25 protein-coding genes are annotated in these 24478 nt (G+C 57.2%); 9 read left to right on the plus strand and 16 right to left on the minus strand.

Features of this window, described 5'->3' with window-relative positions; all coding sequences use genetic code 11:
• Positions 1–158: 158 nt before the first annotated feature.
• The 5 genes from grxD to ACZ9W6_RS11735 all read right to left on the minus strand — a co-directional run bounded on the left by grxD (position 159) and on the right by ACZ9W6_RS11735 (position 3798).
• Positions 159–479 (minus strand): Grx4 family monothiol glutaredoxin, encoded by a 321-nt coding sequence (grxD, locus tag ACZ9W6_RS11715; RefSeq protein ID WP_465191342.1) that lies wholly within the window; start codon positions 477–479, stop codon positions 159–161.
• A 78-nt stretch (positions 480–557) separates the two neighbouring features.
• Positions 558–1808, minus strand: a complete 1251-nt coding sequence (locus ACZ9W6_RS11720; RefSeq protein ID WP_465191453.1) for an RsmB/NOP family class I SAM-dependent RNA methyltransferase — start codon at positions 1806–1808, stop codon at positions 558–560.
• Between the two features lie 18 nt (positions 1809–1826).
• Positions 1827–2939 carry a DUF3108 domain-containing protein gene (locus ACZ9W6_RS11725; protein ID WP_465191343.1) on the minus strand — a complete coding sequence of 371 codons (1113 nt, stop codon included), beginning with the start codon at positions 2937–2939 and terminating at the stop codon, positions 1827–1829.
• An 8-nt stretch (positions 2940–2947) separates the two neighbouring features.
• On the minus strand, positions 2948–3577 hold the full coding sequence (gene purN, locus ACZ9W6_RS11730) for a phosphoribosylglycinamide formyltransferase (protein WP_465191344.1): 630 nt from the start codon (positions 3575–3577) through the stop codon (positions 2948–2950).
• On the minus strand, positions 3574–3798 hold the full coding sequence (locus tag ACZ9W6_RS11735; protein ID WP_465191345.1) for a hypothetical protein: 225 nt from the start codon (positions 3796–3798) through the stop codon (positions 3574–3576). The genes purN and ACZ9W6_RS11735 overlap by 4 nt, the downstream gene beginning before the upstream one ends.
• A 179-nt stretch (positions 3799–3977) precedes the next feature.
• Between ACZ9W6_RS11735 and ACZ9W6_RS11740 the strand changes: the two genes are divergently transcribed.
• The 7 genes from ACZ9W6_RS11740 to ACZ9W6_RS11770 all read left to right on the plus strand — a co-directional run bounded on the left by ACZ9W6_RS11740 (position 3978) and on the right by ACZ9W6_RS11770 (position 9821).
• Positions 3978–5054 (plus strand): AI-2E family transporter, encoded by a 1077-nt coding sequence (locus tag ACZ9W6_RS11740; RefSeq protein WP_465191346.1) that lies wholly within the window; start codon positions 3978–3980, stop codon positions 5052–5054.
• Between the two features lie 22 nt (positions 5055–5076).
• Complete coding sequence (gene hda, locus ACZ9W6_RS11745; protein ID WP_465191347.1) at positions 5077–5751, plus strand: DnaA regulatory inactivator Hda; 675 nt, start codon at positions 5077–5079, stop codon at positions 5749–5751.
• Positions 5752–6423 (plus strand): histidinol-phosphatase, encoded by a 672-nt coding sequence (locus ACZ9W6_RS11750; RefSeq protein ID WP_465191348.1) that lies wholly within the window; start codon positions 5752–5754, stop codon positions 6421–6423.
• Between the two features lie 36 nt (positions 6424–6459).
• The gene (locus ACZ9W6_RS11755; RefSeq protein WP_465191349.1) at positions 6460–7332 is read left to right on the plus strand and encodes an ATP-binding protein; all 873 of its coding nucleotides are present in this window, start codon (positions 6460–6462) and stop codon (positions 7330–7332) included.
• 165 nt (positions 7333–7497) lie between these two features.
• The gene (gene motA, locus ACZ9W6_RS11760; protein WP_465191350.1) at positions 7498–8358 is read left to right on the plus strand and encodes a flagellar motor stator protein MotA; all 861 of its coding nucleotides are present in this window, start codon (positions 7498–7500) and stop codon (positions 8356–8358) included.
• Positions 8359–8442: 84 nt separating this feature from the next.
• A complete protein-coding gene (locus ACZ9W6_RS11765) occupies positions 8443–9387 on the plus strand; it encodes a Nudix family hydrolase (RefSeq protein ID WP_465191351.1) in 945 nt (314 codons plus the stop codon).
• Positions 9384–9821 carry a hypothetical protein gene (locus tag ACZ9W6_RS11770; protein ID WP_465191352.1) on the plus strand — a complete coding sequence of 146 codons (438 nt, stop codon included), beginning with the start codon at positions 9384–9386 and terminating at the stop codon, positions 9819–9821. Before ACZ9W6_RS11765 ends, ACZ9W6_RS11770 begins: the two co-directional genes overlap by 4 nt.
• Positions 9822–10205: 384 nt before the next feature.
• Here ACZ9W6_RS11770 and ACZ9W6_RS11775 read toward each other — a convergent pair whose 3' ends face one another.
• Positions 10206–10757, minus strand: coding sequence for a hydrolase (locus ACZ9W6_RS11775; RefSeq protein WP_465191353.1), 552 nt, complete (start codon positions 10755–10757; stop codon positions 10206–10208).
• A gap of 135 nt (positions 10758–10892) precedes the next feature.
• Here ACZ9W6_RS11775 and ACZ9W6_RS11780 point away from each other — a divergent pair, with 135 nt between their 5' ends.
• Complete coding sequence (locus tag ACZ9W6_RS11780) at positions 10893–13727, plus strand: FAD-binding and (Fe-S)-binding domain-containing protein (RefSeq protein WP_465191354.1); 2835 nt, start codon at positions 10893–10895, stop codon at positions 13725–13727.
• A gap of 219 nt (positions 13728–13946) precedes the next feature.
• A complete protein-coding gene (locus ACZ9W6_RS11785) occupies positions 13947–15017 on the plus strand; it encodes a GNAT family N-acetyltransferase (RefSeq protein ID WP_465191355.1) in 1071 nt (356 codons plus the stop codon).
• 69 nt (positions 15018–15086) lie between these two features.
• Here the strand turns inward: ACZ9W6_RS11785 and ACZ9W6_RS11790 are convergent, their stop codons facing one another.
• From ACZ9W6_RS11790 to ACZ9W6_RS11835, 10 genes are read right to left on the minus strand one after another with little or no spacing between them, the layout of a single operon-like run.
• Positions 15087–16091 carry a recombination-associated protein RdgC gene (locus tag ACZ9W6_RS11790; RefSeq protein WP_465191356.1) on the minus strand — a complete coding sequence of 335 codons (1005 nt, stop codon included), beginning with the start codon at positions 16089–16091 and terminating at the stop codon, positions 15087–15089.
• 32 nt (positions 16092–16123) lie between these two features.
• On the minus strand, positions 16124–16930 hold the full coding sequence (locus ACZ9W6_RS11795; protein ID WP_465191357.1) for a uracil-DNA glycosylase: 807 nt from the start codon (positions 16928–16930) through the stop codon (positions 16124–16126).
• Positions 16923–17369 carry a ribosomal protein S18-alanine N-acetyltransferase gene (gene rimI / locus ACZ9W6_RS11800; RefSeq protein ID WP_465191358.1) on the minus strand — a complete coding sequence of 149 codons (447 nt, stop codon included), beginning with the start codon at positions 17367–17369 and terminating at the stop codon, positions 16923–16925. Before rimI ends, ACZ9W6_RS11795 begins: the two co-directional genes overlap by 8 nt.
• A complete protein-coding gene (gene tsaB, locus ACZ9W6_RS11805; protein WP_465191359.1) occupies positions 17366–18007 on the minus strand; it encodes a tRNA (adenosine(37)-N6)-threonylcarbamoyltransferase complex dimerization subunit type 1 TsaB in 642 nt (213 codons plus the stop codon). Before tsaB ends, rimI begins: the two co-directional genes overlap by 4 nt.
• Positions 18008–18023: 16 nt before the next feature.
• Positions 18024–19238: an EAL and HDOD domain-containing protein gene (locus tag ACZ9W6_RS11810; RefSeq protein ID WP_465191360.1), complete on the minus strand. Its 1215-nt coding sequence runs from the start codon at positions 19236–19238 to the stop codon at positions 18024–18026.
• A 12-nt stretch (positions 19239–19250) separates the two neighbouring features.
• Positions 19251–21173: a chemotaxis protein CheA gene (locus ACZ9W6_RS11815; RefSeq protein ID WP_465191361.1), complete on the minus strand. Its 1923-nt coding sequence runs from the start codon at positions 21171–21173 to the stop codon at positions 19251–19253.
• 47 nt (positions 21174–21220) lie between these two features.
• Positions 21221–21967 (minus strand): protein phosphatase CheZ, encoded by a 747-nt coding sequence (gene cheZ, locus ACZ9W6_RS11820; protein ID WP_465191362.1) that lies wholly within the window; start codon positions 21965–21967, stop codon positions 21221–21223.
• Positions 21968–21999: 32 nt separating this feature from the next.
• Positions 22000–22395: a chemotaxis response regulator CheY gene (cheY, locus tag ACZ9W6_RS11825; protein WP_465191363.1), complete on the minus strand. Its 396-nt coding sequence runs from the start codon at positions 22393–22395 to the stop codon at positions 22000–22002.
• A gap of 42 nt (positions 22396–22437) precedes the next feature.
• A complete protein-coding gene (locus ACZ9W6_RS11830; RefSeq protein ID WP_465191365.1) occupies positions 22438–23373 on the minus strand; it encodes a chemotaxis protein in 936 nt (311 codons plus the stop codon).
• Positions 23374–23416: 43 nt separating this feature from the next.
• The gene (locus ACZ9W6_RS11835) at positions 23417–24358 is read right to left on the minus strand and encodes a chemotaxis protein (RefSeq protein WP_465191366.1); all 942 of its coding nucleotides are present in this window, start codon (positions 24356–24358) and stop codon (positions 23417–23419) included.
• Between the last annotated feature and the right edge of the window lie 120 nt (positions 24359–24478).

Below are 24478 nucleotides of genomic sequence, written 5' to 3' on the forward strand. Positions count from 1 at the left end.
ATCAAACCGCTTCCTGCCGAATTCGACACGCCCCGCATACGATGCGGCGGGGCAAACTGACTGGGGCGGCATTATACAGTTATTTAGACTGATTATAAGAATATGCATATCGAAGCTTTGACGGGCGTAAAAAAACCCGCCGGAGCGGGTTTTTCAGATCAGGCATCGCTGTAAGGCTTCAGCAGCTCTTGCAGTTCGCCAGCCTGGTACATCTCGTACATGATGTCCGAGCCACCGAGGAACTCGCCATTCACGTACAGCTGCGGAATGGTTGGCCAGTTGGCGTATTCCTTGATGCCCTGACGGACTTCGGCGTCGGCCAGTACGTCAACGGTCACGATCTTGCTGACACCACAAGCCTTGAGAATCTGCACGGCACGGCCGGAAAAGCCGCACTGCGGAAACTGGGCAGTGCCCTTCATGTACAGCACAACCGGGTTTTCGGTCACGGTCTGGCGAATAACGTCCTGAATAGACATGGCATTCCTTTTCTGTAACACGCCGGGCGATACCCGACTAAATCAATAGGCTATTGTAGCGCCGGGCAGCCGGGCTTCTCAAGCACTCTTGCGTTGCAGCACGGCGGCAAAGAAGCCATCGCTGTTGTGCAGGTGCGGACGCAGCGCCAGATAATCGCCGGTATCCAGCTCGATCTTCTGTTCGGCCAGCAGCTTGTTTGCCGGCACCAGCTCGAAATCAGCGTTGGCCGCAAGGAAGGCCTCGACGATCTGCTGGTTTTCCTGCGGCAGGATACTGCAAGTCGCATAAACCAGACGGCCACCAGCTTTCACCAGACGCGCGGCCGAGGCCAGAATCGCAGCCTGCTTGATATTGAGTTCGGCCACGCTCTCTGGGCTCTGACGGTATTTCAGATCCGGATTGCGGCGCAGGGTACCCAGGCCTGAGCATGGTGCATCGACCAGCACGCGGTCGGCCTTGCCGGCCAGACGCTTGACCTTGGTGTCGTTCTCGTGGGCAATCAGCGTGCTGTTGACGTTGGACAGGCCGGAGCGCGCCAGACGCGGCTTCAGATTGGCCAGACGCTTTTCCGAAATATCGAACGCATACAGACGGCCGGTCGAGGCCATCTGCGCGCCCAGCAACAGGGTCTTGCCACCGGCACCGGCGCAGAAATCCACCACCATCTCGCCACGACGCGCACCGGTCAGCAGACCCAGCAGCTGGCTGCCTTCATCCTGCACTTCGATGGCACCGCCGATGAACAGCGGGTGACGATTCAGCGACGGCTTGCCTTTCAGGCGGATACCCAGCGGCGAGAACGGCGTCGGTTCGCAGGCGACACCGCTGTCCTGCAATTGCACCAGCGCATCGTCACGACGCATTTTCAGGCTGTTGACGCGAATATCCAGCGGTGCAGCCGACGACAGGCCCTTGCCGGTTGCAATCAGCTCGGCCTCGTCCATGCCCGGCAGCAGGTCGATGACCCACTGCGGCAGACCGCTTCTGGCGCTCAGGCTGTCCGGCATTTCGGCGCCCTTGACGCCGCCCAGCCACTCGCGCTCGGTCTCCTTCAGGATGCCGTCGAGTTCGCGCAGGTTGGCGCCACCGATACGCACCAGCGTGGCCAGTGCCAAGCGGCGGGTGTTGATGCGCGGCGCGCACAGCGCACGCATCAGCTCCATATGGCGCAGGCAGGCAAAGGCGGTTTCGGCGATCAGATGGCGATCGGTGCTGCCCAGCTTGGTGTTGGCGCGAAAATGCGCGGTCAGTACGGCATCGGCCGGACGGTCAAACTTGACCATGGCGAACAGCACCTGCTCGATATGATTGAACTGGTTTACATTGATTTTCATAGTTTTTCCTGTCTACGGCAGCCGCCAGGCCACCGTACCATTGATTTCGATTCTGCTGGCGCGCAAGGACAAGGTGCGATCCTCGTCCTGCTTGCTGATCCGGACCGGCAGATTGGCAAATGCCGGTGCCAGCCAGATTTCGATCATTTCCTTGTCCTTGCGGGCCTGCACGATTTGCGCCTGCCCTTCTTCATGCCTGGGGTCAAACTCGTCCTGCCCCCTGGGCAGCACGTTGAAGGCATACACCTTCTTGCCGGTTGTAATCTGCTTGGCCAGCGCCTTGTTGCCGAGGCCGCGCGCGGCCAGGTCAAATGACAACGACAGCCAGTCCACCGCCCCACCTTGCAGGGCAACCGTCTTTTCTTCGCCCTCGCCATAACGCAGCAGCTTGGCCTGCCAGTCAAAACGCGCCCACTCGCGCGCCTTGCCATTGCGGGTCGCGGTGAAGTTCTCCGGCAGCAAGCCGCGGGCGAGCACCTTGCCGCTGCTTTCATACTGCAAGCCCGGGCCGATCAACGGACTCAACTCCACACTCAGACGATATTTGCCAGCCGTCTGCTGCCACAGCATGCGGCCAGTACCCAGCCGGGTACCGTAAGCAAACAAGGCATAGTCAATCTGAGCCTGCTGCGGCAAACGACTGGCCAGCAGCAACTGCGCCTCTGTCGCGTCAGCCGGCGGCTCATCTGTCAGCGGTGTTGCAGCGGTCGGCGCCGAGGCCAGTACTTCAGCCTTGGCAACCTCGGCCTGAGGCAACACGGTTGCTGCAAGGTTGGCCGCAAGCGCGCTACTGGCTGTCTGCGGCCTGCCAGCCAACGCTTCCGAAGCGACCAACTTGTCAGCCGTATCAGCCGGCACAAGCGGCAATGCCACCGCCTTCACGGCAGGCTCGCTCGGCTGCGTGAGCTGCTCAGGCAATGCCGCATTGGCGGGCTGCTGGGCATCGGCATGTCGGACTTCCTCGACGGCGGGCGTCTCGACAGCCGGCATGACCATTTCGAGCACGGCATCACCAAACTCGGGCATGGTAACTGCCGGCAACCAGCTATCACGTGTCAGCAAGAAGGCATGCAAGCCTAGTGACAGCAGGATGGCAAACAATAGCGGCCGCGGCAGCACATACATCCCCGGGTTCAAAGTACGCGCAAGGCCTGTTCAGCCAGCGCGGCGTCGGTGCCGACTACCTTGCCATCACGCAACTGCAGCTCGCCGCTGATAAAACGACGGACGGCTGCCGGGTAAACCTGGTGCTCCTGACGCAAGACGCGTGCGGCCAACGTTGCCTCACTGTCATCATCCAGCACCGGTACTACCGCCTGCGCCACGATAGGGCCGTGATCAAGCTCGGCCGTCACGAAGTGCACAGTACAACCAGCCACCTTGCAGCCCATGTCGATGGCTCGCTGGTGGGTATGCAGACCGGTAAACGACGGCAGCAGCGAAGGATGAATGTTCAGCATGCGACCCTCGTAACGGCTGGTGAAACCGGCCGTCAGGATGCGCATGAAGCCGGCCAGCACCACCAGATCCGGTGCAAAGGCATCGATTTCGGTGGCCAGCTGCGCGTCAAAAGCTTCACGGCTGGCAAACTGCTTGTGATCTAGCGCCACAGTGGCAATGCCACGTTCGGCAGCCCAGGCGAGGCCTGCGGCATCCGGCCGGTTGGCAATCACCGCGGCGATCTTCGCGCCCGGCACACCGGCCTCGACAATGGCCTGCATATTGGAACCGCGCCCGGAAATCAGGATCACGATGTTTTTCATGGTTGTAGCCCTGCTGCGGCCTTGCCGGCCAGATAACGCTGCCACTCTGCCTGATCGCGAATGCAGTACCCTGCTTCGTGATGCCAGCCACCTCCCTGATCCAGGCAGGTATCCTGTGCCAGCCAGAGTGTCATGCGCGGATAAATGACAAACGCCGCCAGCACAGCCAGCGGCGCCATGATCAGCCAAAGACTCAGTACGGATTTGCGGCCCTGCTTCACCTGTCAACATCCTGTTTTGGCGTAATGGTTAATTCCGTCAGGCACGAGCCACAGCCCATCGTCATCAAAAACCAGGCCTGCCATTCAAGTCAGACCGACTTTCTGCTAACGTAGCCGCTTTACAGCTCGGGGTGCCAGGCACCCTCACCCGAAGCGGCTGTATTTTAACTGAAAAGATCATGGAACGCTCCCGCTCGAACTATCTTATTTGGCTCATCGTCGTTTTCGGCGTGATTGGCAGCATCTGGCTGGTCGGGCGACTCTCCACCGTTCTCACCCCTTTCATTACGGCGGCCGTACTCGCCTACATCCTTGACCCGCTGGTCGACAAGCTCGAAACCCACGGTCTGCGCCGCATTACCGCGCTGTCCGTCGTCATGCTGGGCGGCACCCTGATGATAGCCACGCTGCTGCTGATCGTGGTACCGATGCTGGTCACCCAGGGCCAGGCCATGGCCGAGCGCCTGCCGGCGCTGATCGACACCTTGCAGCATCGTCTGCTGCCCTGGCTCAACAGCACCTTGGGTATCCAGCTCAATATTGATCTGCAAAGCTGGCGCGAAACCCTGCATAACAATGCCGGCAATCTGCGCCAGCTGCTGTCACGCTACGCGCCGCAAATCAGCCAGAGCGGCGCGCTGTTGCTGACCGTCATTGCCAATATCTCGCTGCTGCCGGTGCTGCTGTTCTACTTCCTGCACGACTGGGACACCATGGTCGAGAAAGTCGGCACGCTGGTGCCGCGGCGCTGGTATGACGAAGTGGCGATGATTGCGCGCGAGCTGGACGAAATGCTCGGCCAGTTCCTGCGCGGCCAATTGTCGGTGATGCTGCTGATGGCCATGATTTACGGCGGCGGCCTTGCGCTGGTCGGCCTGCATTCCGGCCTCGCCATCGGCATCATCGCCGGCCTGCTGGTTTTCATTCCTTATGTCGGCGCCTTCATCGGCCTGCTGCTGGCCACCTTGGCCGCGATTCTGCAATTCGACAGTTTTACCGGCATCCTGCTGGTCTGGGGCGTGTTCTTCATCGGCCAGATGCTGGAAAGTTTCCTGATTACGCCCTATCTGGTTGGCGAACGTATCGGCCTGTCACCGGTTGCCGTGATATTCTCGCTGATGGCTTTTGGCGAACTGATGGGCTTTGTCGGCGTACTGCTGGCGCTGCCGCTGGCCGCCATCACGCTGGTAATTGCCCGCCATCTCGTCACGCGATATTTCAATAGCAGCTTTTATCAGCGTAAAATCGACCCCTGAACCCATTTGACCGCATCCCGTTTTGGACCAGCTCGTACTAGACCTCAGCCCGACACCGCACCCGGGCTTCGACAATTTCCTGGCGCGTCACAACCGCGAAATCACCGCGGCGCTGAATGACGAGCAAGGCGAACGCTTTATTTATCTGTGGGGCGAGCCCGGCTGCGGCAAAACCCATCTGCTGCAGGCATGGATTGCCCACGCCGAAATGCTGGGCCGCGCCTCCATCTATCTGGATGGCAAGATCGACCACCTGCCCGACTTCGCCCGCGAGGCCAGCTTCATTGCCGTCGACCATGTTGACGAACTCGCGCCGGACGACCAGATCATGTTGTTTTCCATCTACAACTCGCTGAAGGAAAGCGGCGAAGGCCGCCTGCTGATGGCCGGTCGCCAGCCACCGATGTTGGCACAAGTGCGCGATGACCTCCGCACCCGCCTCGGCTGGGGCCTGGTGTTCGAGGTCAAGGCACTGTCTGATGACGACAAGTTGGCCGCACTGCGCCAGCACGCCGCCGAACGCCAGCTCTCCATCGGCGATGATGTTTTCCGCTACCTGCTTACCCACTGGCGGCGCGACCTTTCCAGCCTGATCGCCATGCTCGACATGCTGGATCGCTACTCGCTGGCCTTGCGCCGGCCGATTACCGTGCCGCTGGTCAAGAACGTACTCCATACTGCCCCTGACGAAAGCTGAATGATGAATCTAGCCCTGTTTGACCTGGACAATACCTTGCTGATTGGCGACTCCGATTACCAGTGGAATGCCTTCCTGATCAAACATGGCGTGGTGGACCAAGCCTATTGCGACCAGCGCAATGACTACTTTTACGAGCAGTACAAGGCCGGCACTCTCGACATTCTTGAATACGTGCGCTTTGCCGCCGAGCCACTGAGCCGCCTGCCGCGCCAGCAGCTGGACAGCCTGCATGCCGAGTTCATGCAACAGCACATCAAGCCCATCATTCCGCAAAAAGCGCGCAATCTGCTGGCGGCGCATCAGGCACAAGGCGATGTGGTGATGATCATCACCGCCACCAACCGTTTCATTACCGGCCCGATTGCCACCGAACTGGGTGTAGAACACCTGATCGCGGTCGAGCTCGAAACCACGCCCGACGGCAACTTCACCGGCGAGCCAAGCGGCACGCCTAGCTTCCAGCAAGGCAAGATCACCCGCCTGAACGAATGGTTGGCCGCACGCGGCGAAACGCTGCAAAGCTATGCGCAAACCTTCTTCTACAGCGACTCGCACAATGACCTGCCGCTGCTGTCCATCGTCAGCCATCCGGTAGCGGTCGATGCCGACGACAAGTTGCGCGCCGAAGCCGAAGCCCGTGGCTGGCCACTGATCACCCTGCGCGATTGATCCCGGCCTTGCGGCCAACCCTTGCCGGAGTCTGCCATGCAAAATCTCGACGCCTTTCTTGCCCGCGCCGAAGCACTGATGTCACGCCTCGAGCCACTGCTGCCACCGGCCATACCCGAGCCAGACTGGCAGGCACCGGCCTTTCGCTGGCGGCGCGCCGGCATCAGCGGCTGGCTGGAAGCCATCCATGCGCCGCACAGCGTGAAACTCGACGAGCTGACCGGCATCGCGCGCCAGAAAAAACTGGTGATCCGCAATACCGAACAGTTTCTGGCCGGCAAACCCGCCAATAATGTGCTGCTGACCGGCTCGCGCGGCACCGGCAAGTCCTCGCTGATCAAGGCGCTGCTGGCAACTTATGCCGGCCAGGGCCTGCGCGTGATCGAGGTCGACAAACAACACCTGCCGGATCTGGACCAGATTGTCAGCCTGATTGCCAAGCGCCATGAACGCTTCATCCTGTTCTGCGATGATCTGTCATTCGAGGAAGGCGAAGACAGCTACAAGGCGCTGAAATCGGCGCTGGACGGAGGCCTCGCACAGCGTGCGGCCAACCTGCTGGTCTACGCCACCTCCAACCGTCGCCACCTGATGCCGGAAAAAAGCAGCGAAAACCGCGAAGGCTGGGTGCGTGATGGCGAGATCCACCCCGGTGAAACCACCGAGGAAAAAGTCTCGCTGTCAGATCGTTTCGGCCTGTGGCTATCGTTCTACCCGTTTGACCAGCAGGCCTATCTGGATGCGGCGCAAGGCTGGCTTGCGCATTTCGGCCTACCTTTTGATGAGGTCGCGGAACGTGCAGCCCTGCTGTGGAGCCAGCTGCGTGGCAGCCGCTCCGGCCGCACCGCCTGGCAATTTGCCTGCGACTGGGCCGGCCGCGATGAATCCGAAAGACATTTGCACGACTGATTTTGCGGGCAAATTTATTAAAACCTGCCACTTGAGAGAGGCAGCAAAAATTCCTGCACCAGACAAAATGCCCTATGATGTCAAATTATCAGCTGTTAACACTGTCATTACTTAATGATTGACAGCAAACATTAATAATCCGAAGAAAAACGGAAAGCTTCGCTTATGAATGTACTCATTGGTTATGCGGTAGCCATCGGCTGTATTTTTGGCGCCTACATCATTCACGGCGGTGACATGATGGTAATCATTCATGCACTGCCAACAGAAATGATGGCGATTCTGGGTGGCGCCATCGGTGCATTCATTGTCAGCAATCAGGGCAAGGTCATCAAAGGCGTCAAGGCCGCGCTGCCCACGCTGTTCAAGGGCTCGCCCTATACCAAGGCGCGCTATATGGAGCTGTTGTCGCTGCTGTACGAGATCCTCGTCAAGATCCGCAAGGAAGGCCTGATGTCGATCGAGAACGACGTCGAAGACCCGCACAACAGCGCGCTGTTCAGCAAGTATCCGAATATTTCGCACGATCACCACGTCACCGAATTCATGACCGACTACCTGCGCATCATGGTGTCGGGCAACCTCAATGCCTTTGAAATTGAAAACCTGATGGACATCGAAATCGAGACCCATCACCACGAGGCCGCCGCGCCGGGCGAAGCGATCACCCGTCTTGGCGATGCCCTGCCGGCCTTCGGTATCGTGGCGGCGGTACTCGGTGTAGTGAACACCATGGGCTCGGTAGGCCAGCCGCCTGCGGTACTAGGCGGCATGATCGGTAGTGCGCTGGTGGGTACCTTCCTCGGTATTTTGCTGGCCTACGGTATCGTGGCCCCGCTGGGCACGCTGATGGCGCAGAAAGTCGATGACAGCACCAAGGAATACCAGTGCATCAAGACTACCCTGCTGGCCAGCCTGCAAGGTTATGCGCCGCAGTCGGCCATCGAATTCGGCCGCAAGGTGCTGTACTCGACCGAGCGCCCGACCTTCAGCGAGCTGGAACAGCACGTCAAGGGCGCCAAGTAATCTGCCGTTTTTTTCACGCCGCCGCTGCACTTCAGCGGCGGCGTTTTGTCTTTTCAGCATCACCATTGCTATTGAATGAGTCATATGGCAAACGAGCACAAAATCGTTTCGGTTGTTGCCGGTGCGCTGATGCGCGCTGACGGCAGCTTCATGCTGGGCAGCCGCCCCGAAGGCAAGCCCTACCCCGGCTACTGGGAGTTTCCCGGTGGCAAGGTCGAGGCCGGCGAAACCCCTCAACAGGCCCTGCGCCGTGAGTTCCACGAAGAAATGGGCATTGATGTCCTGCATGCCACGCCATGGCTGACCCGCGTGCATCATTACGAGCATGCATCGGTACACCTGCGCTTTTTCCGCATCTGGGACTGGCAAGGCACACCAGCCCCACACGAAGGCCAGGAGTTTGCCTGGCAACAGCCCGGCCACACCGATGTCCAACCCATGCTGCCGGCCAACGGCCCCATCCTGCGCTCGCTGCAATTACCCGACGTGCTGCAACTGAGCTGCAGCAGCGAAGTTGGCCGCGGTACCATCCTGGATAAACTGGCCGCCAGCGACAAGCCCGGCTGGGTAATCGTGCGCGAACCGCAAATGGATCGCGAGCAGCTGGCGGCCCTCATCGGTGCACTCTCCGACATCGTCCACCCCAAAGGCGGCAAGCTGCTTGTCAATGCAGAGCCTGACTGGGTGAAAGGCTGGCCGGTCGATGGCCTGCATCTGAGCGCCCAAAGGTTGGCCGCACTAGACGGTCGCCCGGTGCATTTCGCCTGGGTTGGCGCATCCTGCCACCAAGCGCATGAACTGGTCCGCGCCGCCGAACTCGGGCTGGATTACGCCCTGCTCGGCCATGTCAACGCCACTGCCAGCCACCCCGGTCAAGCACCGCTGGGCTGGGATGGCTTTGCCGCCATGCTGGCCAAGGACACGCCCTTGCCGGTGTTTGCCATTGGCGGCCTGCAAATGAACGACCTTGCGCAAGCGCGTGCAAGCGGTGCACACGGTATCGCGCTGATGCGGGGGGCCTGGCAATGAAGTGGCTGGAAAAACTCAACCGCGGCCAACTAGTGTTGCTGGCCTGTGCACTGCTGGGTTTTGCTGCACTAAAAGGCGGCATGATCTACTGGTATCTGCATCAACAGCCAGCCCAATCCGGCCCGATGCAAGTCAGCTGCGACAATCTGCAACAAGGTTGCCAACTGCCCAATGGCAGCATCTTGCGTGTCGATAGCGCACCTCGCCATAGCCAGCCGTTCAACATCCTGATCGACAAGGCTGACCAGCCACCATCGGCCGAATTCAGCATGGCCGATATGGACATGGGTTTTAACCGCTACCGTTTTGTTGCGGCCAACGCTGGCTGGCAAGCGCGCGTAACCTTGCCTGTTTGTGTCACCGGTAGCCAGTCGTGGCTGATGGATATCGAACTGGATCAGCAACGCTATCGCATTGCGTTCAAGACACTGTAAAGCGCACAAACCACCCCGCGTCAAAAAAGGCTGCTACCTTCATGGCAGCCTTTTTTATTGCCAGCAATATTTGGCACAATATTTGCTAACATCTCTGTGGCTCTTAGGAGCGACAGGTGTTGTACTTCACCAATCCGGCTGTCAGATCGATTTCCGGATCATCCCGGTGAGGATTTTGCACAAAGATGGTGCAGCAAAGCATCCCGAATTGGTGCAATGCTCCAATTCGGGGCTTCTTTTTTCGAATAGACCAGGGCGCGCAGACGACCGGGACAAGTTTGATAGAGGGAGAACCAGAACGGCTCAGCCGTCATCTCGACAGGAAAGGTTGGCCGCCATGCGGCCAACCTTTTCCTTTTACAGCTAGGGCCAGATGCAAACGACTCAGGGCTGCGCGCCGACCAGATAGCGCTTGCTCATCTGGCGGAACAAATCTGTCCCCGACACCCGCAAGCATTCAAACAACACCATCTCGCGCGTCACCAGCACGGCACCGGCATCGCGCATGCGTTGCAGGCCGGCCGCCATATCTTGTGCACTGCGACTGGAAACCGCATCGCTTACCACGAATACCTGCTTGCCCGCCTGCAGCAGCTCGAGCACGGTCTGCATCACGCAAACGTGGGCCTCCATGCCGCAGACAATCACTTGCGGCCTCGCCAACAGCGAGGGCGGCAGGCAATCAGCCGCCACACAAGAAAAATGCAGCTTTTCGACCACCTCGGCCTGAGGCACCTCCGCCAGCAAAGGCGCAACAGTCCCGCCCAACCCTTGCGGATACTGCTCGGAAAACACCACCGGCAAACCGACATCCCGCGCCACGCCCAGCAGCCAGCGACAGCGCGCCAACATACCCTCTGCATCCTGCACAGCTGGCAACAGCTTTTGCTGAATATCCACCACCAGCAAAGTGGCCTGATCCTTGTTCATCAACATGGGTCTCTCCCGCTTGATCCAGCAAACAGCATAAACGCATGACATAAACAAGGGCAAACCCCAGCTGGGAAAGCGTGACAATTATGGCAAGATGAATCATCCCCTCATAAAAACGCGCCGACGGAGAGTCCAGCCATGCTGCAAGGCAACTATCGCGAATTCCAGCAACGTATCCTGCAAAGCATGCCGTCGCGGCGCGTCTTTAGCGACCCGCTGTCCACCCTCGCCTACGGCACCGACGCCTCCTGTTACAGGCTGACACCCAAGATCGTCATCAAGACCGAAAACGAAGACGAAGTGCGCACCATCCTGCGCGAGGCAGCCAGCTTGCAGCTGCCGGTCACCTTCCGCGCCGCCGGCACCTCGCTGTCCGGCCAGGCAGTCAGCGATTCGATTCTGGTGGTGGCCAGCCACGGCTGGAAAAAACTGCAGGTACTGGACAATGGCCTGGCCATCCGCTTGCAACCCGGTGTAATCGGTGCCGAGGCTAACGCCGCGTTGCTGCCCTTCGGCCGCAAAATCGGCCCGGACCCGGCTACCATCAACTCGGCGATGATAGGCGGCATCGTCAATAACAACTCCAGCGGCATGTGTTGCGGCACAGCCGAAAACACCTACCAGACGCTGAAATCGCTGCGCATGGTACTGGCTGACGGCACTGTGCTGGATACTGCGGATGCGGCCAACGTTGCCGCCTTCCGCGCGAGCCACGCCGGCCTGTTGGCGCAGCTGGCAGCACTGCGGGCGCGGGTACTGGCCGACGACACCCTGGCCGCGCGCATCCGCCGCAAGTACAAGATGAAGAACACCACCGGCTACAGCCTGAATGCGCTGCTGGATTTTGCCGACCCGGTGGACATGCTGGCGCACCTGATCGTCGGTAGCGAAGGCACACTGGCTTTTGTGTCCGAGGTGACTTACCAAACCGTGGTAGAGCACCCGCACAAGGCATCAAGCCTAGTGTTCTACCCCGACATCAAGGCCGCCTGCGACGCCATCCAGATTCTGGCGCAGCACAAGGACGTGGTGTCGTCGGCCGAGCTGCTGGACCGCGCCAGCCTGAAGTCGGTCGAGAACAAGGCCGGCGTGCCGGACTTCATCAAGACGCTGGGGCCGGACGCTGCTGCCATCCTGATCGAAACCCGCGCCGAGAGCCCGGACGCCATTGCGGCCAACGTGGCGGCCATCGAAGGCTTTATTGGCCATATCGCCACCGAAACCGGCATCCGCTTTACCAGCGATGTGGCCGAATACACCCAGTACTGGAACATCCGCAAAGGCATGTTCCCCAGCGTGGGGGCGATGCGCGCCGCCGAAACTACGGTGATCATCGAAGACGTCGCCTTCCCCATCGAGCATCTGGCCGAGGGCACGCTGAAGCTGCAGGCGCTGTTCCGCCAGTTCCATTACGACGAGGCCATCATTTTCGGGCACGCGCTGGAAGGCAATCTGCACTTTGTATTTACCCCCAACTTCAGCGGCCCGGCCGAGATCGCCCGCTACGAGGCGTTTATCGAGGCGGTGTGCCAGCTGGTGGCAGTGGAGTACGAAGGCGCGCTGAAGGCAGAACACGGTACCGGCCGCAATATGGCACCGTTCGTGGAAATGGAATGGGGCCCGGCCGCCTATCGCCTGATGCAGGAAATCAAGGCGCTGTTCGACCCGCAAGGCATTCTGAACCCGGATGTGATCATCACCCACGACAAACTGCTGCACGTGCGTGATCTCAAACCGATCCCTGCGGCCAACCCGCTGATCGACAAGTGCATCGAGTGCGGCTTCTGCGAAGTAATGTGCCCCAGCCGCGCCATTACCCTCACCCCGCGCCAGCGCATCGTGGCCAACCGTGAAATGGCGCTGCTGGAAAAACAAGGCGACAGTCAACGCTTGGGCGAGATTCGCGCCGCCTACCAGTACGCCGGCGACGAGACCTGCACCACCTGTGGCCTGTGCGAAACCGCCTGTCCGGTCGGCATCAATACCGGCAGCCTCACCAGCCTGATCCGCCAGGCCAGCCTCAGCGATGTCGGCTGGGCTGCGGCCAACACGCTGGCTGACAACTTTGCCACCGCCACCACGGGTGCCAAGCTGGGGCTGAAAGCATTGGACCTGGTACACGCGGTAGCTGGCGACGGCGCCACCGGCGGCGTGATGCGTGTGCTACGCAAGGTAGTTGGCCGCAAGATTCCGCGCTGGAACCGCTACTTCCCGCGTGCCGCCGGCAAGATGAAAACGCTGGGCGTCAACGCGCACAGCCCGCGCCAAGTGGTGTACCTGCCATCCTGCCTCACCCGCACCTTCGTACCGTCGCGCCACATGCCAGACCAGCGCCCGCTGAACGAAGTGGTGGCCTCGGTGCTGGGCAAAGCCGGCTACGGCATTGTCTACCCGGACGGCCTCGCCAATCTGTGCTGCGGCACGCCGTTCAAGTCCAAAGGTGCGCAGGACGCTGCCGACAAAAAAGTGAGCGAGCTGGAAGCCGCACTACTGGCCGTCAGCGACAATGGCCGCCTGCCGGTGATCATCGACAATGGCGTCTGCACCGCGGCCATTCTTGATGGCATCAATGACCCGCGCCTGCAGGTGATGGACGTCACCAGCTTTGTGCACGAAGTCGCTGCCGAACATCTGCACTTCACCCCGCAAGACGAACAGGTGGCGCTGCATGTGGTGTGCAGCATGCGCAAGAAGGGACAGGCCGGCATGCTCAACGCGCTGGCACGTCGCTGCGCGACGCAAGTGCTGGAACCGAAGGGCATCACCTGCTGCGGCTTTGCCGGCGACAAGGGCTTTTCGCACCCGGAGCTGAACGAAAGCGCCCTCACCGGTCTGCGCGAGCAGGTACGCGACTGCGGTAGCGGTTTCTCCACCAGTGCGACTTGCGAAATCGGCCTGTCGGAACACGGCGGCATTCCCTACCAGCATCTGATGGTACTGGTGGACCGCGCCAGTCAGCCGCGCCGCCACTGAGCTCAGCCAAACCCTGATGCCTTGCCCGCGAGTCTATCCGGGCAAGGCATGAGCACGATCTGCCAGCCATGATGGCGCAATCATGGCTCTCTCCCTCACACGACCCCATCGCGCCAAATTTATTGCCATGCATATTGCAAAGCAGCATATTGATATGCCATTCTGTTGATTCGGGTGCTGCCTACCCTGCAGCGGCCCATCAACTCGAAAGGACAGACCATGTCATATCCCATCCGCCGCGCCACCCCGGCCGATGCCGATGCCTTGCACCGCATTCTCACCAGCCCCGGCGTGGTGCCCAATACGCTGCAACGCCCGTTCAAGGCGCGTGCCGAAACCCGGCAGCGTCTTGCCAGCACACCCGACAATATCCATTCGCTGGTCGCCATCAGCCCGCAAGGCGAGGTGATCGGCAATGCCGGCCTGATCGTCAACACCCGTCCACGCCTGCGCCACAGCGCCGATTTGTTCATGCTGATTCGTGATGACTGGCAAGGCAAAGGCGTGGGTAGCGCATTGATGAAGGCGGTACTGGATCTGGCCGACAACTGGCTGGGACTCAAGCGCATCGAGCTGGGCGTCATGACTGACAATCTCCACGCCCAGGCGCTGTATGAAAAGTTCGGCTTTGTGCAAGAAGGTATTGCCCGCCGCGATGCCTTACAGTTCGGCCGCCATGTCGATACCATGCGCATGGCACGGCTACGCTTTGCCGCTGGCGAGCTCGCGCATAACGCGCTGGATGAGCCTGCCGCCAAACCAACAAGCAAATCACCTCGCCCTGCCGGCGAATACCGGCTGCGCAGCGCCGAGCCGGAAGACGCGGCCGGTTTTGCGGCCAACATGGCGTATGAAAGCTGCTACGGCAACACGCTGCAACTGCCCTACCCAAGCACGGCTATCTGGGAAAAGCGACTGGCAGAAGTCGCCAAAGGAGATCGCACGCTGATTATTGCCGAGCACGAAAGCGGCGAGCTGATCGGCTCCTGTAGCGCCTTCCAGACTGCGGCCAACCCGCGCCTGGCGCATAACGTCAGCATCGGCATCACCATCAACCCGGCGTGGCAAGGGCATGGCATTGGTAGCGCGCTGATGAAGGCTCTGCTGGACGAACTGCGCCACTGGCACCCGTACCGCCGTGTCGAGCTGCATGTCTACGCCGACAATGCACCGGCTATCGCGCTGTATCGCAAGTTTGGTTTCGAGCAGGAGGCGCTGCTAAAAGGCCATGGCTTCCGTGACGGCCGCTTTCACGACACGCTGCAGATGTCTTTGTGGCTGGATAGTTAAGCAATTTTCATCGCACGTAAAAAAGCCGTCCATGACCATGGACGGCTTTTTTCATGCGCCTGCTCGGGTTTATTCCCAGGGCGGCGTATCGCCTGATTCGGCAGGCCCGCTTGCGGGGACTGCACCAGCCGGCTGCACAGTTGGCGAGGGCAGCGGCGCAGCAGTCGCAGCACCCTCTTCCTGCAAGCCTCCCAGAGCCTCAACCAGATCAGCCAGCAGCTGGCCCAGCTCCTCGCTCATCAACAGGAATGTCGCCTCGAACAGACTGGCCATATCATCACCGGCCTGACTGGCTTCCTCCTGCAACACATCCAGAAACTGCAGACGCTTGAGCTGCAAGGTATCGGTCAGGGTAAAGCGGATACGCTCGCGCCAGATCAGGCCCAGGCGCGTCACCTGACGGCCAGCGGCGATATGCTGGCGCAGCTCGTCGGCGGTCAGGTCCATGCGCGTGCAGCGAATCACTGCGCCGTTATCGCCGCTTTCCTTCAGCTCGCAATCGGCATCCAGCTCGAATACGCCATTGGCTTCGCCGGCGGCCAACCAGTCGGTCATCACCACGGTTGGCGACAACTGGGTGCGAGGCAGACTGGCCGGGAACGGTGGCAGGGCTTCACGCAGGGCAGTCAGCAGGCTCTCGCTGCGTGAGGCGGTACCGCTATCCACTACCAGCCACTGCCCTGTCAGATCCAGATAGGCATTGGTGCGCGAAGAGCGGGTAAAGGCGCGCGGCAGCAGATCGTCGGTAATCTGCTCCTTGAGCGCCAGTTTTTCCTTGCGGCCAACCTTGCGCAGCTCCTGCTGCTCGATCTCGCTGATCTTGCCGTCCAGCTGATCGCGAATCACGCCGGATGGCAATACCTTGTCTTCGCGGCGCATGCTGAACAGCACCTTGCCTTGTTGCGAGAAAACCGGCTGATCCAGATGGCCGGCAGGGGCGACCCAGCCTTCACTGAACCATTCGAGGCCACTGCAGCGATTGAATGGCCTCTTGTGCAAGGCATCGTTCAGACGGTCGATATCGGGCAGGTTGTTATCAGGCAGGCGATAGAAAGTCAGCTGGCGAAACCACATTGATTATTTTGCTCCACAGGGGCGAGACGGGCTTAATGGCCCGCCTGCAGGGTTTTCTTGACGGCAAGCAAGTCTTGCCAGGCCTTGGCTTTTTCGTTCGGGCTACGCAAGAGATAGGCCGGATGGAAGGTCACGTGCAGAGGAATGCCCTGATAGTCATGCTGGCGGCGGCGCAGGCTGCCGATAGCCTCTTCACTTTGCAACAGGCTGTGCGCAGCAAAACGACCCAGCGCCAGAATCACATCCGGCTTGATCATCGCGATCTGCGCCTGCAGGTAATCACTGCAGGCCAGCACTTCATCAGGGGCCGGATTACGGTTACCCGGCGGGCGGCACTTGAGCACATTGGCGATGTAACAGGATTCGAGATCCATGCCGATGGCTTGCAGCATATTATCCAGCAATTGCCCGGCCTTGCCGACAAAAGGCAGGCCCTGCCTGTCCTCTTCCGCGCCAGGTGCTTCGCCAATCAACAGCAGTCGAGAAGCACGATTACCCTTGCCGAATACGGTTTGTGTACGGGTCTCGCACAACTTGCACTGCCGACAGACACTGACTTCGTGCTGCAAGGCTTCCCAGCTGGAAAATGCACGCATCGGCCGGTTGATCTCCGACTGATTCGAAGGTAACGCCACGACTTCTTGTGGTGCGATAAAGTCGGCTTTGACTGCACCAGCTTCTGCAGCAACAAGGTTGGCCGCAAGACTGGGTGATGCGGCCACTGTTAGTTCCTGATGGCCGCCGTCATCAACATTGCTCATCGCCTGCCAGTCGACATTGCGGCGTAGCCATACAGGGGCCAACCCCAACTCGCTTAGCTGCAGCATTTGCCTAGTCATGCACAAACTCCATCAGGATCGCATCCTCGCGGCCGTTTTCGGCACGATAATAGCCCTTGCGCAAACCGCTCTGCTGGAATCCTGCTTGTTGGTAAAGCCTGATTGCCGCTTCATTGCTTGCCCGTACTTCGAGCAGGATGCGCCAGTCGGCTGCGGCCTTGCTTTGCTCACACAACTGTTGCAGGCACTTTGTGGCCAGACCTTGCCGCTGAAAGGCTCGGACAACAAACAGGTTCTGGATGGTCAACTCGTCCAGCACCCTCTCCAGCACCAGCACACAGCTGATAGCTTCACTCTGTACGCCATACCAGATTGATACGGTCGCGCTCTCCAGTGCCGAGCGATACATACCGGCTGTCCACGGAAATGCGGTGACTTCGCTTTCCAGCAGGGCCAGCTCATCCGCCAGGGTCACATCTTGCAGCAAGGCCAGCTTCATGCCTTGCGTGCCAATTGCTCGGCAGCTGTCAATGCCACCTTGTCGCGCACATAGACGAGGCCAGCTTGCTCGGGCGGCACCGCAGTCAGCAATCCGGCATGAGCCATGCGGATAAAGCTTTCGGCATCAGGACGAGCTTCCAGCACCTGACACTCGATGGACAGGGACAGCATTTGCGGCGCATCACTGACAAGTACGTCACAGCCATCAGGTAACGCCAATGCCTCGCCAGTGCACAAGCTGATCTCGCCCACTCGCTTGCCACGCTGGTAGTGGGCGCAGTAGAACTCTCCCATTCTGGCATCAAGCGCTACCAGTAACTGCGGCTGTCCCGCCGCGAAGGCAACTGCATCCAGTGTAATCACCGGCAGCAGGGGTAGCTCATGCGACAAAGCCAGTCCTTGGGCCACACCACAAGCAATACGCAGGCCGGTAAAAGCGCCCGGCCCTTGGCCATAAGCAATCGCATCAAGCTGGGACAGACTGATACCTGCTTCGAGCAATAGCACCTGGATAAGTGGCAGCAATTCATCAGAGTGACCGTGGTCTACCCTTTGATTTCTGGAATAAAAACGGTCGCCGACATTGCAGGCGACCGACAGGTAGGCGTTTGATGTATCCAGCGCCAGAATATTCATTTGATTTTCCGTATTTTTACAAGCCCAGTTCTTCTACCCAAGCCAAGGCTTCTGTCTGTATCAGGTTAAGCTGCTCGGCGCTGACACCAACCTTGAACGCCAGTGTGGATATATCTGCTTGCTCTTGCTCGATTGCCAAGACCAATTGCAGCACACTTCCCAAGCGACCATCCTTGCTGACCAGCGCGGCACAGACATCATCCGGCAGATTCAGATGGGCAAGTGCCATTTCCATCGGCATATCAAAAATAGCATCCAGCAAGGAGAACATGCCGGTAATGAAATAGCTGTCAGCAGCCTCACCATCGGCAACACTCTGCGCCAACAGCTCCATCAGGCGCGCGCGCGTTACTGCCGTTTTCTGCAAGGCAGGAGACATCAGGCCCGACTCGGAGCTGGTAACCAGCAAGAGAGTCAACCAGCGATAAAGTCGCTTGTAACCCAGCACCGTCAAGGCATGAGAAAACGAACTGATAGTCGTATTAAGCCCAGCGGCTGCAGAGTTGACGTAGCGTAGCAACTTGAATGTCATCGCTACATCAAGCTTCAACACAGCCTCGACATCACGCAAAGGCGCATCTTGCCGTAGCAGATTCAGTAACTTCAGCGTATTGGTAAAGGCTGGGTGAATAACCTTGGCAGACAGGGTCTCAGGGCGGGCAAAATAGTAACCCTGATAACCATCCAGTCCTAAATCCCGAGACAAATGAAATTGCTCGTATGTTTCGACACGCTCGGCAATGCGAATAACCGGATAGCTGCGCAAACGTACTGCCAACGCCTGGAATGCGGCGCTCTCCATTGCCTGAACATCCAGCTTCACGTAGCTAGCAAGGTCAAGAAAAGCACATGAGGGTGAGTCAAAACTGAAACCATCCAGCGCAAGGCCAAAGCCCAATGAACGCAAATGCCGGATTCTCGACAGCAACTCGTTGCTTGGATTCAGGTTTGGTGCAAGTTCCAGCACCACTCTTCTGGGCGGCAGCAGCTCAAGAAAATCACTGCTGATCATGGACTCTCCGACATTGATAAATGCCAGCTTGTTTCCGACCAGCCAACCAGTACCCATATGATTCAGGGTATTGACCAGTACTTCGGTATCAGCATCCAGCTCGGCATGACTACCGATTTCTGTAGAGGATTCATTCTGACGAAAAAGCAGCTCATATCCTATGAGCTGCTGATTCCGGTTCAATACAGGCTGTCGCCCTAAAAAAGCACAAACAGTCATTTAATATCTTGCTCAGTAAGTGAAATGATCGGCACTGCGTGTAATCTGAGCATTGTTCACCACATCCCCCTGGCCCGAAAGCAAATCTTCCATATCCAGCACCAGCACCACCGAACCATCTCCAGACAAGGTCGCACCAGCAACGCCTTTAGGCCTGATATTTTGCAGTGGCTTGATCACGACATCATCCCTGCCAACAAACGAGTCAACCGCAAGGATGAAAGACTTTTCTGCAGACTGCATCAGCACACCAAACTGAGGCTTCTGCGTAGGCTCCCAGTTCAACAAGCCTGAAAGTGTGCGCAAAGGCAGAATCTCATCACGGACAACGATAGTCGGCCGACCAGAAACCTCCTGAATTGCACTGACATCAATCGGAATGATTTCACGAACCATCGCCAAAGGAACCGCAAATGGCTGGTTACAAGCTCGAACAACCAGTACAGGCAAGATGGCCAAGGTCAGTGGCAAGGAAATACTGATCCGGGTGCCTTCACCTTGAATCGAATTAATGTCGATACGGCCATTCAGCTTCTGAATATTGGTACGAACCACATCCATGCCGACGCCACGACCCGACACATTCGAAATCTGGTCTTTAGTCGAGAACCCTGGCAAGAAAATCAACTGCAGACACTGCTTCTCATCCAGGCCATTTGCCGTTTCTGCATCAATCAATCCCTTTTCGATCGCCTTGCGACGCAGGGATTCAGGATTCATTCCCTTACCATCATCGGCAATTTCGATGACGATATGATCACCGACCTGCTCTGCCGACAACTGCACAACTGACTGCGGCTTTTTACCGACGCTAACGCGCTCTTCCGGCGATTCAACACCATGATCGACAGCATTGCGCACCAAGTGAACCAGCGGATCGTTCAAATCCTCGATCATGGTCTTGTCCAGCTCGGTTTCTTCACCGGTAATAACCAGCTCAACCTCTTTACCCAACTGACGAGCCAAATCACGCGCCAGACGTGGATACTTCTGGAACAAGCGACCAATCGGCTGCATGCGGGTCTTCATCACCGCATTCTGCAAATCACCGACCAGCAAATCCAGCTGACTGATTGCTTCATCAAGAGAGCGCAGGGTATGAGTCTCCATGTTCCCCTGCAGAATCTCGGTACGCAGCGTAGTGAGCCGGTTTTTGGTCAGGCCAATTTCACCGGACAGATTCAATACCTGGTCAAGTCGGACCGTATCGATACGGATGGTATTTTCTTGCGGCGCGCTGGCGACAGCCTGGCTTGGTGTCGGTTTGTTCGCAGGCGGTTTCGGCTGATTCTTCGCAACAGCTGGGACTGGCGCAGGTGTGGCAGGCGCAGGAGTCGGTGCAGACATAGCCTCAGGTACCGCCTCATGCTGACTAAGCTTCTCCACCCTTTCAGACTGGGTGGAGCCAGCAGTTCCGTTCACAGCCGAATGTAGCAATTCCCAATCAGGTCCAGAAGAATCATTGGCATTAGTCTGAGCAGCTGTCGGTGCCTGGACTGGTTTTACCGCCTCAATAGCAGGTGCTGCCGAAACTGCTCCCAGATTCCCGGCCAAGGCATTATCCAATGCATCAAGTAAACCTTGATCTGGCGCTGCCGGCGATAGCCCTTGAGACAAAGTTGTGAACATATCGCGCACAACACCTGTTGCGTCCAGGATGACGTCCATCAGTTCAGAAGACAGTGGCAATTCGCCATTGCGCAGTTTGTCAAAAAGATTTTCCGTGCGATGACAAATGGTTACCATCGAAGTGACATTCAGAAAGCCAGCACCACCCTTGATGGTGTGAAAGCCTCGGAAAATATCATTCAGCAGTGCTTTGTCATTAGGACGTTTTTCAAGCTCGACAAGCTTGTTATCAACATCAGACAGCAGCTCCGTGGACTCCATAAGGAAGTCCTGCATCAGATCTTCCATTCCAGCAAAGTCACTCATTTCGACTTCCTCATTCTCATCGGCCTATGGGCTGAAATAACGACAGCTTAAAAGCCCAAGCTCTCTAGCAAATCATCCACTTGTTGCTGATTCGTCACCACATCAGAGCGGCCGTCCGGATTAACAACAGGTCCTTGAAGAAGATCAGGTTTGATATCGCCTTTGCGCTCCGCAGGCAAATACTCAATCAACACCGTCAGCAATTCGCTTTCCAGTGTTTTGACCATCTCCATTACTTTCTTGATGACTTGCCCAGTCAAATCCTGAAAATCCTGCGCCATCACGATTTCCATCAACTGCGCATTCGTCGCTGCCGTACTGGCCTTGGCTGTATCAAGGAAAGACCTGGTTTCTTCGGCAAGCTGCTTGAATTCGACAGTAGATAGCTTGTTTGCAAATGCCAAACTCCATCTTGCAGACAGTTCGGATGATTTTGCCTGCACCTCATCCTGAAGCGGCTTAGCAATATCAGTTGCATTCAGAACACGCTCTGCAGCATTTGCTGTCAGCGTTGCGATATAGCTCAGTCTGTCTTTAGCATCAGGGATTGCATCCGCAACCTTCTCGAGCGACTTGTCATACCCAAGCTCGCGAAGCGCATCATGCAGTTTTCTTGTCATCTGCCCAATCTGCGCATACATGGCAAGCGCTTTTTCTGGGCTTGGTACCGGAAACCCTTCAATGGAACTGCCAGCACCCTCAACATTTGATACGGATGCTTGTTGACGGGCAATACTGTCAAAAAGGTCTTCCAACTCTGGAGAATCGCCACTTTCAAGTACGTGATCTGGCACGACTATCCCTCCCTGTGATTTACAATCGCTATTTACTTATTAAGATTCAGATTCTGAAAAATCTTCCCCATTTTTTCTTCTAGCGTTGCAGCAGTAAATGGTTTGACAATGTAGCCGTTCGCACCTGCAGTCGCAGCTTCAATAATATTTTCTCTCTTCGCTTCTGCAGTAATCATCAGAAAAGGCAAATGCTTTATTTGACCATCTGCCCGAACTGCTCGTAGCAACTCGATACCGGTCATATTCGGCATATTCCAGTCAGACACAACAAAGTCAAAGTGCTGTGTCTTCAGCTTATGCAATGCAACCTGACCATCCTCAGCTTCATCAACATTGGTGAAGCCAAGCTCTTTCAACAAGTTGCGCACAATCCGTCTCATGGTCGAAAAGTCATCCACGACCAGAAACCGAAGATTTTTATCTGCCATTGGCGTAGTCCTGACCAAATATATTTATCAATTCATTGCTTCTTATCGCTGCAGAAACGGAATCATCGTATCTGCAAGCACTGCGGGGTCAAATTTTGCCACATAGGCATCAACGCCTACGCTAGCCCCCATCGCACGGTTGGCATTTGACGACAAGGAGGAATGCATTACAACCGGTATGCCATTAAATCTTGCATCTGACTTGATCAGTTTGGTCAAAACGTAACCATCCATCTCAGGCATCTCAGCATCCACCAGAATCAACTTCAGATTGTCGTGAAGGCTTTCAGAGTCAGACCACGTCCGATTAGCCAGAACCTGGAGCTTATCCCATGCTTCCTTGCCGTTATTAGCTTGGTGGTACTTAAGACCCATTTTGTCCATTACGCTGGAAATTTCTTTCCTGGCAACGACAGAGTCGTCCACAAAGAAAACATACTGATCTTGTTCGAGCTGAGCTTGGGGAATATCAGGAACCCGGGTCTCACCGACAACGCTGGCTAGAATCTGTTCCACATCCAGTATGGACACCAACTTGCCATCTTCCAGCTCAGTCACCGCAGTTATCAACGTCTGCTGTGATGCATTCATTACATTTTCTGGGGCACGAACCTTGTCCCAGTCGACCCGGATAATCCGGTCAACTGAATCCACCAAAAACGCCTGCGTACTCTTGTTAAACTCGGTCACAATCATTGTGCCGTAACCACCCTCAGCCAACTGGCAACCAATAAACTTGGCCAGAGAGATGACCGGGATGATGTTGCCGCGCAAGGACAACACACCCTCAACACCAAACGGCATATTCGGCGTTTTGGTGACAAAAGGTGTCTGCGAAACCTCCCGCACTTTGAAAACATTGATACCAAACGTTTCACGGGTCCCAAGCGAGAAAAGCAAGATTTCCATCTTGTTGGAACCGGCTAACTTTGTTCGCGCATCGACAGTGGCAAGCAGAGAAGCATCAGATGCAGACATGGTACGCCCTCACGACTCGTATAAAAAATTATTATTGAACAGATCAGAGCTTAAGCATTTCTCGAATCTTCATCGACAGCTTCTGTGGCTCGAACTTGGAAACATAAGCATCCACGCCAACCGACTCGCCCAGCTTCTGGTTTGACTGACCCGACAAAGAGGAGTGCATCAGAACAGGAATCCCCTGAAAGCGCGGATCAGACTTGATCATTTTGGTCAGCATGTAACCGTCCATCTCGGGCATTTCAACGTCGGTAAGCACAAGGTGCAGGATTTCATTCAATTTGCGGCCAGCCAACTCAGCTTGAGCTGCCATTCTTTGCAACTCGTCCCATGCACGCATACCGTTAATAGCCGAACCGTACTTGACATTCATCGCTTCAAAAGTTTGCTGAATCTGCTTTCTGGCCACTGCAGAGTCATCTGCAAAATAAACCATGCGCGACTCTTTCAGTGGTTCGATACCGATGAACTGATGCTCGTCACCATACATGGCTGTTTCGGCCAGTACTTTCTCGACATCCATCATCATTACCAGCGTTCCACCCTCAAGCTCGGTAACCGCAGTAACCAGACCACCCATACGGTTGGTGATCATTTCCGGAGGAACGCGCATCGCCGCCCAGTCAAGACGCAAGATCGTATCAACTGCCTCAACAAGGAAACCTTGGGTATGTCCATTGTACTCGGTGACAATCATGATCTCAGGGCGCTTCTCACCCACGATACCGGCATATCGAGCCAAATCGATGACTGGTACCAAGCTTCCGCGCAAACTTACCATCCCCTCAACCGAGGAGGGCATTTCAGGCGCAGACGTAATCTCAGGCGTGCGCATTACCTCGCGCACCTTGAATACGTTGATACCGAAGGTTTCCTTACGCCCGGTTCTTTGATCAACCCCAAGGGAGAACAACAGGATCTCAAGCTTGTTGGTTCCGGCCAACTTGGTACGGGCATCAATCTTTTTCAGTAACTCAGACACGGAAACCTCCGAAAGTAAAATCTCACACCTATTACACTACACCTTAGCCATTAAACGAGCCGACTTCCAAGTAGCTTTAGCGAAGCGGACGCTAGTATCACCTCTGCCCTTGTCCTGAGT

The sequence above is a fragment of the Vogesella lacus genome (genome assembly GCF_979366295.1).

Bases quoted from the DNA above. Each gene is read 5' to 3' on its own strand.
- ACZ9W6_RS11755 (WP_465191349.1), top strand. From the start codon at position 6,460: ATGCAAAATCTCGACGCCTTTCTTGCCCGCGCCGAAGCACTGATGTCA.
- ACZ9W6_RS11785 (WP_465191355.1), top strand. From the start codon at position 13,947: ATGTCATATCCCATCCGCCGCGCCACCCCGGCCGATGCCGATGCCTTG.
- ACZ9W6_RS11750 (WP_465191348.1), top strand. From the start codon at position 5,752: ATGATGAATCTAGCCCTGTTTGACCTGGACAATACCTTGCTGATTGGC.
- ACZ9W6_RS11790 (WP_465191356.1), bottom strand. From the start codon at position 16,091: ATGTGGTTTCGCCAGCTGACTTTCTATCGCCTGCCTGATAACAACCTG.
- ACZ9W6_RS11810 (WP_465191360.1), bottom strand. From the start codon at position 19,238: ATGACTGTTTGTGCTTTTTTAGGGCGACAGCCTGTATTGAACCGGAAT.
- ACZ9W6_RS11815 (WP_465191361.1), bottom strand. From the start codon at position 21,173: ATGAGTGACTTTGCTGGAATGGAAGATCTGATGCAGGACTTCCTTATG.
- cheY (WP_465191363.1), bottom strand. From the start codon at position 22,395: ATGGCAGATAAAAATCTTCGGTTTCTGGTCGTGGATGACTTTTCGACC.
- ACZ9W6_RS11830 (WP_465191365.1), bottom strand. From the start codon at position 23,373: ATGTCTGCATCTGATGCTTCTCTGCTTGCCACTGTCGATGCGCGAACA.
- ACZ9W6_RS11775 (WP_465191353.1), bottom strand. From the start codon at position 10,757: ATGTTGATGAACAAGGATCAGGCCACTTTGCTGGTGGTGGATATTCAG.
- ACZ9W6_RS11795 (WP_465191357.1), bottom strand. From the start codon at position 16,930: ATGACTAGGCAAATGCTGCAGCTAAGCGAGTTGGGGTTGGCCCCTGTA.
- ACZ9W6_RS11770 (WP_465191352.1), top strand. From the start codon at position 9,384: ATGAAGTGGCTGGAAAAACTCAACCGCGGCCAACTAGTGTTGCTGGCC.
- rimI (WP_465191358.1), bottom strand. From the start codon at position 17,369: ATGAAGCTGGCCTTGCTGCAAGATGTGACCCTGGCGGATGAGCTGGCC.
- motA (WP_465191350.1), top strand. From the start codon at position 7,498: ATGAATGTACTCATTGGTTATGCGGTAGCCATCGGCTGTATTTTTGGC.
- ACZ9W6_RS11780 (WP_465191354.1), top strand. From the start codon at position 10,893: ATGCTGCAAGGCAACTATCGCGAATTCCAGCAACGTATCCTGCAAAGC.
- ACZ9W6_RS11765 (WP_465191351.1), top strand. From the start codon at position 8,443: ATGGCAAACGAGCACAAAATCGTTTCGGTTGTTGCCGGTGCGCTGATG.
- ACZ9W6_RS11725 (WP_465191343.1), bottom strand. From the start codon at position 2,939: ATGTATGTGCTGCCGCGGCCGCTATTGTTTGCCATCCTGCTGTCACTA.
- grxD (WP_465191342.1), bottom strand. From the start codon at position 479: ATGTCTATTCAGGACGTTATTCGCCAGACCGTGACCGAAAACCCGGTT.
- ACZ9W6_RS11740 (WP_465191346.1), top strand. From the start codon at position 3,978: ATGGAACGCTCCCGCTCGAACTATCTTATTTGGCTCATCGTCGTTTTC.
- tsaB (WP_465191359.1), bottom strand. From the start codon at position 18,007: ATGAATATTCTGGCGCTGGATACATCAAACGCCTACCTGTCGGTCGCC.
- purN (WP_465191344.1), bottom strand. From the start codon at position 3,577: ATGAAAAACATCGTGATCCTGATTTCCGGGCGCGGTTCCAATATGCAG.